We start from the raw sequence: 17,095 nt of genomic DNA, 5'->3' as shown, positions 1-17,095 counted from the left end.
TGTTGCTGTAGATAAATCAATCGCTGGTGATATTGCAGAGGCAATGGCTGACGAATTTCCAGAAGCTTCATACTCTAAGTGTACGCCTGGATTGCCATCATAAGAGTTGGCTGGTCCTGTACCTGTAGAATTGGCTGCTGGGTTTGTAATACGCCAGTTTCCATTAGCACCTCCAAAACCTGTACCTGTCCATCCTGTTGGAGCAACACCTGAAGTGTCTCCAAAACCTTCTGTAAATATGGTAGTAGAATTTCCTGTAGCACATGTAACGCCTACTGGTGGTGGTGGTGGTGTATTAAATGTTGTAAAGTTTACAGGGCCTGTCCAGATGCTATTACCATCTGCTCCACCACAATTTGCTCTAATGTAAACTTCGTAAGCTGTACTTGGTGTTAATCCTGTTGCTGGATAAGGCATATTACTCATTGTCGAAACACCAGTATCGGTATCTGCTGGAGCTCCTGTTCCTGCTGTTTGTACTATAATTTCCCATGTGGTTTCTGCGCCACCTGCAGTCCAGTTTATATCGGCTGCAGATTCACTTAACGTCGTGGCTGTAATCCCTGTTGGACTTGGGCAAGTTACATTAAAGATAGAGATATCATCGAAAGCAACGCCCTCGTCTGGAACTGAAGTATCAGATCCAAATGCAAAACGCAATTGTACACTCGCTTCTCCTGCCAAACCTGTTAAAGCATGTGTTGCCGTTATCCATCCGCCTGAACCGTTGCCTGTGCTATTACGTCCAGACCACCCTTCTTGCTGGCCACCTGGATTACCATTTATTGAATTATCTGTATACCAGTTTCCATCGTCACCAAAAGCACCAACATTAACCCATGCGGTACCTCCATCTATTGAAGATTGTAAAACCATACCATCCCAGCTAAACTCTGAATTCCACCAAATACTTAGCGAAATAGATGGCGCTGTCAATGAAGACAAATCGAATACAGGACTTGTAACTGTAGACGATTCACTATTATTATAGTTACCTGTTAAATTAGTGGCCCAAGAATTCACTCCGGAAGCAGCACTGTTTATTACAGTTGCAGCTGGTGTTCCCAAAGCCCAAGTACCATTTGTTGCGTTGTCTGCTGTCCAACCACCATCGCCAGATTCGAAATCTTCGGTATATGGAAAAGTTGTGATTTGTGCATTAATTGATAAACTTATACAAAGTAAAATCAACAATAAAGTAATCTTTTTCATTATATAATTAGTATTAGAAAGTTATTTTAAAACGGTTTATATACTAAATATATGTTAAATGAATAACTAATAGCACGTAGATAGACGTAATGCAATCTTATTCGTTAAAAAGAGTTTTTTTAACAAATTTTGAATGAGTATTCTGATACTAAAAATAAAAATCAGTTGGTTATACTTATGGTTCTTTTAATTTCATTTCCAAACTCATCGACTGCTATGATAGTATGCTCTCCTTCAGTTGGAATAACTGCTAAATCGTGAATTTCAGTAGTGTTTCCAATAAATCGTTCATTTAAATACCAAAATATTTTACTGCTTGGTTTGGAGTGCGCAATCTTTAAAATAAGATCATTTATTTTGCCATCTAAATCTTTAGGCAGGAAAATAGTGCTATTATTTTTTGGGTAAATAAATTGCATGCTAATTTGCTCATTTCCAACACAATCATTTCTAAAAGGAGGCAATGATTTGTAAAATGGATTTTTAGATTTGTAGTAATATTCCATTAAAGGTGGCAGTACAAACCAAGAGGTATTTGAAATAGCACTTAAATCTTCGCACGAAGTATTGACCTGATGGTTTTTTGATGCGTCTAAATGTACCAATACATGATAAGGACATGGTTTTGTTTTGAGTCCGCTATTTTGAACAAATTTTTTAATACTATTGTTGCAATATTGACCTGACCTGTAACCGCTTTCGCTGCATATGTTTACTTCTTTCATTTCGTCAAAAGGTTTTGCAAACCAATCGCTGTTAGGCAATAAATCGAATACATCAAAAAGAATAGGAGCTGCCGTTTGTACACCAACTAAACCTGGTCGCCCTTCGCCATCGGCATTGCCTACCCAAACACCAACCACATAGTCCCTTGTTGTACCAATAGCCCAAGCATCACGAAAACCATAACTGGTACCTGTTTTCCAAGCTATTTGTTTAGAATCATCAAAAAACTCCCAATTTTCATCGCCTTCAGGTCTGTTTACTTCTTTTAAACTCTCGTATGTTAAATAAATGGAAGCCGCATCAAAAAGTGTTTTTTCTGTCGATTTTTTTCCGAAGTCAATAGCTTCCGAAGCTATAAAGGTAGGTTCACAAAATTCGTTTGAAAAATATTCGCTTGAAGACTCATTAAAATGATTTAAAGTTGAAGAAAAACTCGCATAACTTTTACATAAATCCCATAAATTACTTTCGGCACCACCAAGAATTAAGGACAATCCGTAATGGTTGGCGTTGTATTTTATATCCTTAAGTTTTAAATCTTTTAAATAATGATGAAATCTGTCTAACCCAAAATCTTGAAGCATTCGTACTGCAGGTACGTTGAGCGAACGTGATAATGCCCGACTTGCAGGCACAGCACCATCGAATTCTTTGTGGTAATTTTCTGGAACATAATTACCAAATTGCGTTGGTACATCTGCTACCAAAGCGTTTGGTAACAAATCGCCAGCGTCTAACATTGCTGCGTATAAAAAGGGTTTTAAAATACTGCCTGTGCTTCGTGGTTTATTAATAATATCAACGTCTTTCTGGTTTTTTTTAGTTGTTGGCGAATTGCCAATGTAGGTTAAAACCTGTCGTGTTTTTACATCTAAAACCAATACCGAAATGTTATGAATTTCATTTTGCTTTAATAAATTATAATGATTGTAAACCACATTATTTGCTTGTGCTTGCAATTTGTAATCTACAGTGGTTTGTATGCGTTCACCATAATTTGTTTTTGCCACTTTTTGAAGCAAATGTGGTGCAATTTGTGGCAGCGGATACGGTTTTTGTGGTAAGCCTTCAGCAATGGATAAATTATAAGTTAATGAATCTATAATATTGTTTTGAAGCAATTTACTAAGCAATCTGTCACGCTTTTTAAGCAGTCTTTCCTGGTTTTTTCCAGGATAAATTAAGCTGGGTGCATTTGGCAATACTGCAAGAGTTGCGCTTTCTGCCCAAGATAATTCGTGCGAATTTCTGTTAAAATAACGCCATGATGCTGCATCTATACCTACAACATTGCCGCCAAAAGGCGCGTAGCTTGAATAATAGGCTAAAATATTATCTTTACTTTCACGTAATTCTAAACGCGTTGCGAGTATTATTTCTTTAATTTTCTCTAAATAGGTTCGCGATTGCCCTTTTCTTGAAAGTCGTATAACCTGCTGTGTGAGCGTACTTCCGCCACGTTTTACTTCGCCCGAATTAATATTTTGCTTTAGGGCCTTAAAAATGGAAACCGGATTAAAACCTGGATGCTTGTAGAAATATTCATCTTCAAAATTGGTGATACAAATTTTGAATTTTTCTGGGACACTATCGTTTTTAGGAAATCGCCATTGCCCATCTTTGGCTATTTGCGCTCCCAGTAAAGTGTTGTTACTACTGGTAATAACCGTTGCTGTTGGGTCTTTAAATAATTGTTTTGGTAGGCAGAAATAATAGGCAAGTAGAAGCGAAGCGATGATTATCGACTTGATTTTGTTGCGTTTTATGTAGGCTGAAACTCTTTTCATGTTTGTTTTCCGGCAATTGCGGAAATCTTTTTTTTATTCTTAAAACCCTTCCGAATTCAGCTTGAAATAAAGCTGAATCCACCTTCCCTTAAAAAAGGGAAGGAATCTGACTCAGATTAATAATTGTGATTTAATTAAATTTCTTATTCTTCGAAATCATTCGAAGTGACATTTTATTTATTAAACTCGTATTCACGTTCAACTTTACAAATACGCACGTTATACCAATTGTACCAGTCTTTAATACCTTTTTGTTGGGCTAATAGATGTTCACTTTGTTGTTTCCAATTTTTAATAGCCTCTAAACTTTCCCAATAACTAACAGTGATTCCTACTTGGTTTCTTGCGGAATCTATACTAATAAAACCATTTTGTTTTTTGGCTAATGTTTCCATTAATTCTGCCATTTCACTGTAACCGTTGTCGCCTTCGGTTCTTGTGGATGTAAAAATCACTGCGTAGTAGGGTTTAAAGTTTTTCATCTTTTATTTTATACCATTTTTAGAAATATATTCATCTTGTTTTGGCACTGCAAAACTTACTGTTTTCTCTGTAATATTATCTTCAAAATCGGTTAAAACAAATTTTAAAAACACTTTGCTCGTGGTCACAATCATCGGGAATTCGTTCACCTTCGTCACATTCTCTATGCGTTTAGACCAATCTTCGCCACATTTGTTGGCAACAATGGTTTTTAAATCTTCAATTGGAATTGGAACAAATTGTTGTGCATCTGCTTCAGAATAGGTTAATGTTTCAAATCGTGTTTTGTTTATTTTTTTTATTGGTTTCCATTTCGATTCAAATTGTTTCCATTCGGCTAAATCGCAACGGGAATTTTCACCTAAAATATCTAAAGTGTTTTGATAGCGCTGTAAAATCTTTACGCTTTTATAGTTGTTATTTTTAATTTCAATGGTCTTTTTTCCAGGCTTGTTTTTTACATGAATTCCAATGTTTAGATTGTCTGAAGTTGTTAAATCTAACACGTCGTCATCATTATAAATCTTGAGATTTTTAATATGAATATCGGCTTCAGTGAGTTTTATATTCACCAGTTTTGGTAGTTTGCTATCAGATAAAAATCCATTAAACACATAGCCTTTTAAATCTTCGTAGCCATTCATTTTAATTTTCACCCATTCGCCCGACACTTTATTGCCTTGGTCTAAAATAACCAGTTTAACATCGGTTTTTTCTACAACCTCAACAGCTTCGTTGTACATGAGTTTTCCTAATTTTGAAGCGCCAATATCCGGCTTTTCTCTAACGGTTAAGCCACTGTCTGCAGTAACATAAGCGTAGTCTTGACCATAGCTAAATGCTACAAATAAAAATAAAATTGCTGTTAAAAAATGTTTTGTCGTTTTCATAATTTCTATGTTTTTAAAATTAATAATTACGGTTTAGCATTTGTTTCTTTTTTTACTGAATAAAAACGGCCTCTTTTTATACAGTTGATAAAATCAACAAACAGCTTTAAACATTTTTGGTTGGTTTTTTTTAAACCTACAAGGTTTTGGAAACCTTGCAGGTTGTGATTTATTATTTTTCTACGGTTATCCATTCGCCTTTTGTGCGTACTAAAAACTCATTATCGTACATGGCTTCTGCTTGTGCGCCAGGTAAATAATAGGTGCCTAAATACGAAGCATTAAGCATGACATTAAACGTTTTGGTTCCGTATTTTCCTTTTTTATTTAAATCGAAATAAAAATTAACGCGATCATCTCTAATATCTGTAAATCGTGCCTGGCTTGTTGTTGTGCTTCCGAAGGCAGTAAAACGTGTGTTTACAATTTCCCAACCTGAAGGGAAAATTTGTGTTAATGCCACATCATTTACATTCTCATTTTTAAGATTTGAAACGGTAACGGTTGCCACAAAATCCTGACCTTGTTTTAAGTTTTTAATTGCGATAGCATTTCCTTTTAAGTCTTTATAAACAACACTTGTACTTAAACCACGTTGCTCAACCAACTCTTCGCCTAATGGTAGCTTTCCAGAATTTAATACACGAACATAAACCACATTGTCTTGATTGTTTTTAAAACTGAGTTTATTATCACCCTTTTTAATATTTAAAGTTCTTTGTGCAATAGCGCTTTTTGTGTTTATGGTTTCGGTTTTGCCATTGATGGTGTATTCTAAATTAAGTGATTTCCCACCATTGGCTTTTACCATTTTCGCCATTGCAAGTAAGCTATATGCTGTAGTTTGTGTGCTCATCCAACGGTTACTCGATAAATCTTTAGCCAATGTTTTTGCCAGTTCATGCATTCTCGAATCTTTGGTCAATACCATAGTTTCTAAAGCCATAGCACGATTTCTATCTACAGAACCGTAAGTGTAATAATTATACCTTGGTGGTTGAAATTCTATGTTCGCTGTTTTAGAAATGGCATTGCTTGCTTCGGTTTGTCCTGCTAATGCATAAGCTGCTGCCAATCTCCATTTTGCTTCGTTAGAAATTTCACTAAATTCTCTCAATCTGTTCATGGCACCTAAATCTGGACTTCCAGCCAATGCCAAAGTATATAATCTATAGGCTTGTGCTAAATCGCTATTATAGGTTTTATAGCTTGGTCTCCAGTTTCTTGCAACTTCTTTTTGGTATTTTATCCAATTACTTTTAAAGGTTAATGGTAGTACAAAACCTTGTTTTTCGGCTTCTATCATAAAATGTCCAGAGTAGCTTGTAGACCAATCGTTTACAGCATGCTCTCCCATCCAATAACTCATACCACCATTTGGTCTTTGGAAATTACCAAGCTTTTTAATAGCTGCCTCGACATTAGATTGAATTTCCTGTTTTTTCTTTAATGGTAAATCAAAAATATCGTTTAAATACAGCTGCGGAAATATAGCAGAAGTCGTCTGTTCTAAACAGCCATGAGGATAGCGAACTAAATATTGTAACCTGCGCGTAAAATCCATTGGAGGCATGGTTGAAAATTCAACCGAAGCACTATTGGAACCAACCACACCAAAGGTTTCAAAATCAAGACTTGTTGCTGCTGATTTTTCTAAAGTTTTATCAAGCACTTTCGAAGTTATCGGATTCACATTCTCGACATCCAATTCCACTTTGTAAGTCGATTTTTCACCATTTCCAGTGGCAATAACTTCAACTGTATTAATGCCATTCGCTTGGCTAACATCCAGCTCAAAATAAGCCATTTGCTCGTCTGGTTTTGCAAAAGAAAGTTTCTTAGATTGCTCACCAACTATTTTTATACCATCGCTTAATTTTAGCTTGATATCAACATTTTTTACTTTTGGTTCCATAGCGAAAACGGTTACCGGAAGCGTTACTTTTTCGCCAGGACTTAATTTTCGTGGTAAAGTTGCCAACACCATTAAAGGTTTTTTAACTTCAACCGATTTGTCTGTACTTCCATACGCTTCGGTTTCAGTATTTCCTGCCACAACCATAGTACGCACTGCACCAATATAATTTGGCATTTTAATAGCATGCGTTTTTCTTCCGCCAGCCTCTAATTTAAAAGGTCCTAAGACTTTAACAACAGGTTTAAAACGGTTTGCTTTTTTGTTTTTTCCGTCAGCGGCACTTCCATCTCCACCAATGGCGAAAATTTGATCTATACTTCCGCTGTAAGCGCCAATAACATCATCAAAAACATCCCAGGTTTTTACGCCTAAAGCTTCACGAGCGTAAAAAGCCGACCATGCGTTAGGTGTTTTAAATCGGGTTAAATCCAGTAAACCTTCTTCTACCATTGCAATAGTATACGTCATTGGTTTATTGTTTTTTTCTGAAACAATAACCGTAAATTCTTCTTCCGGACGCAACACGCTTGGCATTCTAATTTCTGGTTCTAATTTTGTATTTGGATCTTCTACTAAAATCGGGATTACACCATAGAGACGTAATGGTAAATCGTTAGCAGTTGTAGCGTGTGGCTGTAATAATGAAATATTAACGAACACGTTTGGCGCCATTTCCTTGGTGATTGGGATATCTACAACCGTTTCACCTGCTTTGGTTTTTAGCCACTTATGCTCAATAACTTCGGTGCCATTTTCTATTGAAATAAGCGCGCGACCTTCGGTTCCAGATGGAAAAGTGATTTTTGCCGTTTCACCAACATTGTAATTTTCTTTATCTGCAGAAAACACTAACATTTTAGCTGCTTCTTTATCGCCTGTTGGTTGTTTTTTCCACCAGTTTTTGTAAAAATATGCTGTACGACCAGTGGCGTGACCACTTTCTGGATCGTAAACACGAATTAGGTAACGACCGCCTTCTTCTTCGGGAACTTTAATATTAAAGCTCGCTTTGCCTTTGGCATCGGTATTAATTTTACTGTCCATATAAGGTTTGTGGAACGAACTCGACGTATATTTTGATAAGTTATCGTAAGACGAATTCCACCACCAACGCCATTCAACTTTATAAACTTTTACTTCTAAATTGTTACGTTTTATTGGCTTGCCTTGATCGTCGACCACAACAATATCGAACGTCTGATTCTCGTCTGTAAAAAACGAACCGTATGCACGACCTTTTGGCGAACGTAAACCAACAAAAGATTTGTAAGGCGCGTATTGTTTGGTAAATGCATCCATAGAGAAATCGCCACCATTTTCAAAAGCACGAACTAAAAACTGTACGTTTAGCATGCCAGGTGCATTTTGCCCAACGCTTAATTTGTTTTTAATATCTGTAAAACCTTCTTCGTTTACATTGCCTTCAAAAACAGTTAATTCTTCTTGAGAAAAGCTACGCGATGGATCATTAAAAGTATAATCTTTGTAATTTTTAAAAGGCGCATAAGCGTTGCTAAACTTGGCTTTAATTTCAGTTTTTACGTTTTTAGCAGGCGCACCGTGTAACCAATTTACGTTTAATGTTCCGTTTAGCGGCTCGCTACCAGAGAGTATTTCATCTTTAAAATCGACTTTAATTTTTAAGCGGTTAGGTTTTACGGTTTCCACTTTTAAACCTTTGTAAAATGTAGCACCACCAACACTTACTTTTGCATTCCAGTTTCCAGTTTTGTTTTCGGTTGATGTTGGTACTGTAAAGGTGTAAAAACCGTTTACATGCTCGCTTGTAATTTTCTTGTAGGCCAGTTTTCCGTTAGGATCTGTAACCTCCATTTTTACAGGATGCCCTTTTGGTAGTTTATTGCCATTATCGTCTAATATAAACGTTAAATGAAGCGAATCTCCAGGTCTCCAAACGCCACGCTCTCCATAAATATAGCCTTTTAAGCCACGTTGCAAATGGTTTCCAGACACATCGAATTTACTTAGTGATAACGCATTGCCATCTCGTAATTTTATATAGGTTGTATTCTTGCCTTTAGAGACAATGGCAAAGGATGCCAAGCTATTGGTCTCCATTCTGGCAATACCATCTTGGTCTGTTCGCGTGCTTGAGATTTCTTGCTGCTGATAATTGTATAGGGTTACTTTAGCTGCAGCTTCAACATTAGTATTTAAAATGTTGGTTACTGCGAAAAAATAATCGTTGTTGGCACCTTTTTTAGTAATCACTCCTAAATTTGAAGCCAGTAAATTCTGTGAAACTTCACGATCTTGATGGTAATAAGCATCGTGACATGGATTATCACGCTCTCTCCAATTGTAATTATTACTACGATAGCTGTAGGCTACATTATCCCAATAGGCTTCTTCGCGACGGTCTTGTTCTTCTATAGATAAATTTGAATTATCATCGTTGTAATAATCGTCTTCGTAGTATTCGTCTTCATAATAATCTTCGTTGTTTTCAGAATTTGTAATGTTCCTATTAACAGAACAATCGAAAAGCGAATATTCTTTTTTAAAACTTACTTCCGCTCTGTAGATTGCACCAGGATCTGCGGTGAAAAATTTGGATAAATCCACGCTGTAGGTTTTCCATTTACCATCACTTTCAATACCGTCGTTAACTAACGTTATGGTTTGTTTTGCAATACGACGACCTACTTGCTTAATGCTATTTTCATGACCGCCTTGTAACTCGTTATCCTGTAAAAACTGAAGAATATTATCTTGGTAAATTTTTATAACCTTTATATCTACTTTCTTTAAATTAACCGCTTCAAAATTGAATTTTAATTCCTGAGAGTTTGGTAAAATGGTTCCGCTATTTACTAAGCGAACTTGTGGTTTTACTTCCTCGAAAGAAATGAGTTCTGAAAATGGTTTTTTAAGTTTAAAGCCTTCGGTGTTTTTGATGCCTTGAAACACATCGACTTGCACGTTACCTGTGATTTTTGAGTCTGGATAGGCTTTTAGTACATTGCCATCGACAATATATTTTGGGCTTTTAAAATTTTGAATCGTTACTAAGCCATCAAAATTTTGCTGTTTTTTAATAGGGTCTGAAAAGTTGATGAGTAGATATTGCTCAGGATTTTGAACCACGTCGACTCTGGTAATCGTGAAGTTCTTTTTACCAGGAATCGCCAATTTATTTTCACCAGAATTATCTGCTTTTATGGCTTTGCCATTCCATTTTACTAAAATATCGGTGTCTTCAATTTTACGATTGATGCTATCAATTTTAAACTCGAAAGCTTTTGCTGGTAAACGATCTTCGTTCCATTCAATTTTTAATTTTTTTCCATCTTGAAATGCTTCCACCAATTGTTTTGCCTGATCTAATGTAATATTGTCTGCAGATTTTACCACACCTAAAACATATTGCCATTCTTTGCTATACGACTGTAAATCGTTAGTAACAATATTAAAATTTGGTGTTATGGTTTTAAATTGAAACGTATAATCTGAAAAGCCAGAAGGCATATCAGCATAAATTTCACCTAATTTCACCGTTACCGAATACTCTGTGTCTGGATTTAAAGGTTCGTTAGGTGTAAAAGTTAATGCATGTTTATTGGCTATTTTTAAATTACCCGAAATGTTTGGTTTAATAGAGATAAGATTTTTGTCAATTTCATTTCCTGCTTCCCAACCTTCAACTTCTTTTGCTAAGCTAATTTGAATACTGCTTGTAGTAGATACAATTCCAGAGGTAGTATAACTTATATAATCCCTAAACTTAAAAAGATTGTCGGTTTCAGTTTCTTTTTTCTTACAAGACAGTGCCAAAAAGATACAGAGGATCAAGGCAAAAAACGATTTTAATTGCATAGGATATTGGTTTTAAAAGTGTAAACAGTGATTAAGAATATGGAAGGAATATTCTTGTTAATATAATTACGCTCGAATGTTTATTTTTAGTCTATGGTTGTTTGTTATGTTTTTGTTAAAGTTTTATTTTGAATAGATTCCGATGGTTAACTCGCCTTTATCATTCATACTTGCACGATACATACCTGCGGTATTAAAATCCATCACTATATTTCCATTTTTATCTACTGCGATTATGCCGCCATTACCACCTAAAGCTGGTACTTTTTTCTGAATCACTTCTGTTGCTGCAGCCTCTAAACTTAAACCTTTATACTCCATTAATGCGGAAATATCGTGAGCGACAGTCGCACGAATAAAAAATTCTCCCCAACCTGTTCCAGAGACCGCACATGTTGCATTATTAGCATAATTTCCAGCACCAATAATTGGCACATCGCCAACGCGACCATAACGTTTATTCGTCATGCCACCAGTAGAAGTTCCTGCTGCAAGATTTCCGTTTTTGTCTAATGCAACACAACCAACGGTTCCAAATTTACTGTCTTTAATATCCGCATCGTAGAATGCTGTTTTTTTATCAGAAGTATTTTCAAGTTCTTTTTGTTTCACACGTTTTAGCGTATTGAGTCTGTTTTCAGTTTTAAAATAAACTGGTGATACTATTTCCAAATTCTGCTCTTTGGCAAACATTTCGGCACCATTGCCAGCCATCATTACATGAGGCGAATTTTCCATGATTGCTCTTGCTAAATTTATTGGGTTTTTTACTGTTTTTGTTCCAGCTGAAGCGCCTGCATTTAAGGTTTTTCCATCCATTATAGAAGCATCTAATTCATTGGTTTCAGCATTGGTGAATACTGCGCCTTTTCCTGCGTTAAATAACGGAGAATCTTCCAAAATATTAATGGTTTTTTCAACCGCATCAAGGCTGCTTCCGCCATCTTTTAAAATCCTATAACCTACACGAATGGCTTCTTCAAGTGTGGCTTTATACTTGGCTTCCATTTCATCGGTCATGTTTTTCTTTAAAATGGTACCAGCACCACCATGAATAACGATTGCAAATTCGTTTACTTTTTCGGTATTACTTTTAGGATTAGGATTATCGCGAGTAATATTCTCAGGATTATCGTCTGGATTTGGAACGAGTTCTCCGCAATGCATTAGTAGTAAAAAAAGAAAGAGTAAAGTGGCTATTTTTTTCATCTTTTGGCTTGATTTTATGAGCATTAAAGTTACTATTTTTAAGAAAGCTATAACCTTTAAAACGCATATTTATTAGTATATTCGCATCAAAATTAAATAATTCACAAAATTTAAAGATATATGATAGCAGTTTCAGCTGATTTCGGAATAAAAGAAGCACTTCAACAATTAGGAGTTAAAGAGGTAAATGATGGAACTTCTACAGGCTCTAATAGCTTTGGAAGTGGAGAAGCAATTTCTTCATACTCACCAACAGATGGTTCTTTAATTGGAAAAGTTACAACAACTACAAAAGCAGATTACGAAAAAGTAATGGACGCAGCAACAACTGCATTTACATCTTTTCGAGCGATGCCAGCGCCTCAAAGAGGAGAAATAGTTCGCCAATTTGGAAACAAATTAAGAGAGTTAAAAGAACCTTTAGGAAAATTGGTGTCTTACGAAATGGGAAAATCTTTGCAAGAAGGTTATGGTGAGGTTCAAGAAATGATTGACATCTGTGATTTCGCAGTAGGATTATCTCGCTCATTAAATGGGCAAACGATACCATCGGAACGTCCAGGACACGTAATGCGTGAGCAATGGCACTCACTTGGAGTTGTTGGTATCATTTCGGCATTTAACTTTCCAGTGGCAGTTTGGGCTTGGAATACAGCATTAGCTTGGGTTTGTGGAGATGTTTGTGTGTGGAAAGCATCCGAAAAAGCACCACTTTGTTCGATTGCTTGTCAAAACATAATTGCTGAGGTTTTAAAAGAAAATAATTTACCAGAAGGTATTTCTTGTATCATCAATGGCGATTATAAAGTAGGAGAAATGATGACTACAGATCATAGAATTCCATTAATATCTGCTACAGGTTCTACAAGAATGGGACGTATTGTTGGCGCAACAGTTGCGGAGCGTTTTGGAAAATCGTTATTAGAATTAGGCGGAAACAACGCCATTATTATCACACCAACTGCAGATTTAAAAGTAGTAGTTCCAGGTGCTGTATTTGGTGCTGTAGGAACTTGTGGACAACGATGCACATCAACAAGAAGATTAATCATTCACGAATCGGTTTACGATAAAGTAAGAGATGCCATTGTTGGTGCTTACAAGCAATTAACGATTGGCAATCCTTTAGATGAAAAAAATCACATTGGACCATTAATCGATAAAGAGTCTGTAAACACGTATTTAGCTGCTATTGAAAAAGCAAAAGCTGAAGGTGGAAATGTATTAGTTGAAGGTGGTGTTTTAGATGGTGAAGGATACGAATCTGGATGCTACGTAAAACCAGCGATTATTGAAGCAGAAAATAATTTTGAGATTGTACAATCTGAAACATTTGCTCCAATTTTATATTTAATGAAATACTCTGGAGACGTTGAAAATGCTATTGCTATGCAAAATGGCGTAGCTCAAGGTTTATCTTCAGCAATCATGACAAATGAAATGAAGGAAGCTGAAAAATTCTTGTCATTTTCAGGTTCAGATTGTGGTATTGCCAATGTAAACATCGGAACATCTGGTGCAGAGATTGGTGGTGCTTTTGGAGGCGAAAAAGAAACAGGTGGCGGACGCGAGTCTGGATCTGATGCTTGGAAAGTATACATGAGGCGCCAAACAAATACAGTAAACTATTCGGACGAATTACCTTTAGCTCAAGGGATTAAGTTTGATTTATAGAAATAAACAAATTGCTATTACAAAGCCACATCTCTCGATGTGGCTTTTTTTTTGTATAATTTAGTTTAATTATAAATATCACATTTTTGATATTTATAACAAAAAACACCTTACTGTTTCCGAATTATCGGAACACAGAAAGGTGTTTATAAATTTATTGGGATTAAATTCCTAAGCCTCGAAAGGTTCGATAGAAACGTAAGACTTATTGTCTTTTTTCTTTGTGAATTTAACTAAACCATCTACTCTTGCGTGTAATGTATGGTCTTTTCCTTGGTAAACGTTTTCACCTGGGTGGTGCGTGTTACCTCTTTGTCTTATGATAATGTTCCCAGCGATAGCTGCTTGACCACCAAATATCTTAACACCTAAGCGTTTTGATTCTGATTCTCTACCGTTTTTAGAACTACCAACTCCTTTTTTGTGAGCCATTGTCTTAAGGTTTTATATTGTTAATAATTAAGTACTATTGAAAATTATTTTTCAATACCACCATCTAATCTATCTTGTAATTCTTTCAACTCATCCCATTTACCGTCTGCAGCTAATTTAGCTTGCTTTGGCCATGTATCAGTTACTAAATGTGCTAATCTTGAACTTGCCTCAGTTAAGATTTCACTTAACTTAGCTGGTTTAGATTTAGCAATTTTTTCAAAAGTATCTAAACCTGCATTAACAAAAGCCTCAGCAGCTTTTGGTCCTACACCTTCGATTTTCTTTAAATCGTCTGCTTTACCAGTTGCTTTTTTAGCAGCAGCCTTTGGTGCAGCTTTTTCAGCTTTAGGAGCAGTAGCTTTCGCTTTTGGTTCAGCTTTTTTAGTTTCTTTTTTTGGAGCGGCTTTTTCAGCTTTCTTTTCAGATTTTTTTGCTCCTGAAGCTACGATGCTTTCAATAACGATTTCAGATAAGGCTTGTCTGTGTCCATTTTTAACACGGTAACCTTTTCTTCTTTTCTTTTTGAAAACAATAACTTTCTCACCCTGAAGGTGTCTTAAGACTTTAGCACCTACTAGTGCTCCGCCTATAGCTGGGGCGCCTAAAGTTACATTGTCACCATCTCCAATTAAAAGAACGTTATCGAAATCTACTTTCTTACCTTCTTCTGTTGCTAAACGGTTAACAAAAACTTTTTGGTCTTTTTCAACTTTAAATTGATGCCCTGCTATCTCTACAATTGCGTACATAGCGTAACGTTTTTATTAATTTGTTATATAAATAATCCACTTTCTTGTCAGAAAGCGGATGCAAATATACTTCTAATTAATTAATCTACAAACGTTTTTAATTTTTTACGCCTATTATTTGCTGTAATTCTTTGGAGTCATTGAGATTTATAAAGCGTTAAAATGTTATATATTAATCTCACCATCTCTTTTTCCATTGGCGTCTGGAGTATTTTGGCTGTTTTTAAACAGTTGCATAAAAGTTAGTGTAAGTACAACAGTCGTAGAGAATCCCATAATAGCAACTACGAAACAAACCACACCAATACCTACATTATAATCGCCTTTAAACACTTCTAAGATATTTTCTAAAAAGGTTGGGTTTAGCTCTGTGGCATATAACAAAAAGAACACAGAAAATATTATTGTTGCTAAAAAGCCGGCTATTATACCTTGTGCAAAGCCACTACCATAACTAAATGCTTTTCCTTCTTTAATTTTATGGTATTTTATAACCTCGAATATACCAAACCCAGTGATTATACCATTACCTAAACTAAAAATAGGATTAGTGTGTAAATTAAAGAGTGCTAATACTAGAAAATAGGCGATAAGTAATGCACTAATTACAATACCAAAGCGGATTGGAAGTGTGAAATTTTTCATATTGTATTGGTTTTATTTGTTTGGTACAGATATAAATTTCCAAAAAAATTCTTCAATTTGTTGTAATTCAATGTTAAATTTTTAGCGTTTAATCAGAAAAAACCTTTATCTATTACTATTTTTGTTTGAATAATGTAACAATTAGTATTGTTTACAGACACATAAGACATTAACAAAAACGATCTCACAATGAAAAAAAATTTATTCTCATTAACAGCTTTGCTTTTGGCTGGACTTACAGCAAACGCGCAAGAAGTTAAATTTGAAGAGTACGATTTAAGTAACGGTATGCACGTTATTTTACATCAAGACAACACTGCACCAGTTGTAACAACTTCAGTAATGTATCACGTAGGTGCTAAAGATGAAGATCCAGAGCGTACAGGAATGGCTCATTTTTTCGAGCACCTTTTATTTGAAGGAACGCAAAATATAGAACGTGGTGAGTGGTTTAACATTGTAACATCTAATGGAGGCAGTAATAATGCAAACACTACAGATGACAGAACGTATTACTACGAAGTGTTTCCTTCTAATAGTTTAGAATTAGGTCTTTGGATGGAGTCTGAACGTTTAATGCACCCGATAATTAATCAAATTGGTGTAGATACACAAAACGAAGTAGTAAAAGAAGAAAAACGTTTACGTGTGGACAATCAGCCTTATGGTAAGTTTATCGAAAATGTAAAGCTTCATATGTTTAAAAAGCACCCATATAAAGGTACAACCATTGGTAAAATGGCTCATTTAGATGCGGCTTCTTTAGAAGAATTTCAGGCGTTTAATAAAAAATTCTATGTTCCTAACAATGCCGTTTTAGTAGTTGCCGGAGATATAGATATTCCTTCAACTAAAAAAATGATTGAAGATTATTTTGGGCCAATACCAAGAGGTGAAGATGTAACAAGAAATTTCCCGAAAGAAGATCCTATTACAGAAACTATTAACGCGAAAGCATACGATGCTAATATTCAAATTCCAGCAATTGTTGCTGCTTACAGAACACCAGCTATGACAGAAAGAGATGCCTACGCTTTAGATATGCTATCTAGCTATTTAAGCGGTGGAAAAACGTCTAAGCTTTACAAGAAAATAGTGGATGATAAAAAAATGGCATTACAGGTAGGTGCTTTTAACCAGAGTCAAGAAGATTACGGAACATACATTTTATATGGTTTACCTTTAGGAGACACTTCTTTAGAGAGCTTGTTAACCGAAATAGACGAAGAACTTGTTAAAGTGCAAACACAATTAATCTCTGAAAGAGATTACCAAAAACTACAAAACCAATTTGAAAATGATTTTGTAAACTCTAATTCGAGTGTAGCTGGTATTGCAAACTCTTTAGCACGTTATTACATGTTATATGGAAATGTTAATTTAATTAATAATGAAATTGATATTTACAGATCGATTACAAGAGAAGAAATTCAAAATGTGGCTAAAAAGTATTTAAACCCTAATCAACGTTTAATATTAGAGTATTTACCAGAAGTTAAAGAAGAAAACTAATAGAGTTATTCGATTTAT

General features: G+C 35.4%; 11 protein-coding genes. 2 read left to right on the top strand and 9 right to left on the bottom strand.

What is annotated here, in order from left to right; all coding sequences use genetic code 11:
• From ACVC43_RS01350 to ACVC43_RS01325, 6 genes are all read right to left on the bottom strand, one after another.
• A partial coding sequence (locus tag ACVC43_RS01350; protein ID WP_452222777.1) for a fibronectin type III domain-containing protein occupies positions 1-1,212 on the bottom strand: 1,212 nt, incomplete at its 3' end.
• 161 nt (positions 1,213-1,373) lie between these two features.
• Positions 1,374-3,725 carry a penicillin-binding protein 1C gene (gene pbpC, locus ACVC43_RS01345; RefSeq protein ID WP_452222776.1) on the bottom strand — a complete coding sequence of 784 codons (2,352 nt, stop codon included), beginning with the start codon at positions 3,723-3,725 and terminating at the stop codon, positions 1,374-1,376.
• A 173-nt stretch (positions 3,726-3,898) separates the two neighbouring features.
• Positions 3,899-4,207 (bottom strand): antibiotic biosynthesis monooxygenase family protein, encoded by a 309-nt coding sequence (locus tag ACVC43_RS01340; protein WP_452222775.1) that lies wholly within the window; start codon positions 4,205-4,207, stop codon positions 3,899-3,901.
• A 3-nt stretch (positions 4,208-4,210) separates the two neighbouring features.
• Positions 4,211-5,098 carry an SH3 domain-containing protein gene (locus tag ACVC43_RS01335; protein WP_452222774.1) on the bottom strand — a complete coding sequence of 296 codons (888 nt, stop codon included), beginning with the start codon at positions 5,096-5,098 and terminating at the stop codon, positions 4,211-4,213.
• 172 nt (positions 5,099-5,270) lie between these two features.
• The gene (locus ACVC43_RS01330; RefSeq protein ID WP_452222773.1) at positions 5,271-10,853 is read right to left on the bottom strand and encodes an MG2 domain-containing protein; all 5,583 of its coding nucleotides are present in this window, start codon (positions 10,851-10,853) and stop codon (positions 5,271-5,273) included.
• A gap of 123 nt (positions 10,854-10,976) precedes the next feature.
• Positions 10,977-12,062 carry an isoaspartyl peptidase/L-asparaginase family protein gene (locus ACVC43_RS01325; protein WP_452222772.1) on the bottom strand — a complete coding sequence of 362 codons (1,086 nt, stop codon included), beginning with the start codon at positions 12,060-12,062 and terminating at the stop codon, positions 10,977-10,979.
• A 120-nt stretch (positions 12,063-12,182) separates the two neighbouring features.
• Between ACVC43_RS01325 and amaB the strand changes: the two genes are divergently transcribed.
• Positions 12,183-13,736, top strand: a complete 1,554-nt coding sequence (gene amaB / locus ACVC43_RS01320) for an L-piperidine-6-carboxylate dehydrogenase (RefSeq protein ID WP_452222771.1) — start codon at positions 12,183-12,185, stop codon at positions 13,734-13,736.
• 171 nt (positions 13,737-13,907) lie between these two features.
• Here amaB and rpmA read toward each other — a convergent pair whose 3' ends face one another.
• The 3 genes from rpmA to ACVC43_RS01305 form a co-directional block, all read right to left on the bottom strand.
• A complete protein-coding gene (gene rpmA, locus ACVC43_RS01315) occupies positions 13,908-14,168 on the bottom strand; it encodes a 50S ribosomal protein L27 (RefSeq protein ID WP_452222770.1) in 261 nt (86 codons plus the stop codon).
• Between the two features lie 44 nt (positions 14,169-14,212).
• Complete coding sequence (rplU, locus tag ACVC43_RS01310; RefSeq protein WP_452222769.1) at positions 14,213-14,920, bottom strand: 50S ribosomal protein L21; 708 nt, start codon at positions 14,918-14,920, stop codon at positions 14,213-14,215.
• 165 nt (positions 14,921-15,085) lie between these two features.
• Complete coding sequence (locus tag ACVC43_RS01305) at positions 15,086-15,565, bottom strand: DUF4199 domain-containing protein (protein ID WP_452222768.1); 480 nt, start codon at positions 15,563-15,565, stop codon at positions 15,086-15,088.
• Between the two features lie 189 nt (positions 15,566-15,754).
• On the opposite strand from ACVC43_RS01305, the gene ACVC43_RS01300 reads away from it, so the two are divergent.
• Positions 15,755-17,077 carry a M16 family metallopeptidase gene (locus tag ACVC43_RS01300; RefSeq protein ID WP_452222767.1) on the top strand — a complete coding sequence of 441 codons (1,323 nt, stop codon included), beginning with the start codon at positions 15,755-15,757 and terminating at the stop codon, positions 17,075-17,077.
• The last annotated feature ends 18 nt before the right edge of the window (positions 17,078-17,095 follow it).

It is taken from the genome of Lacinutrix chionoecetis (assembly GCF_053604665.1).
Note: the sequence above shows the minus strand (reverse complement) of the source record. Positions and strands in the feature narration are given on the sequence as shown.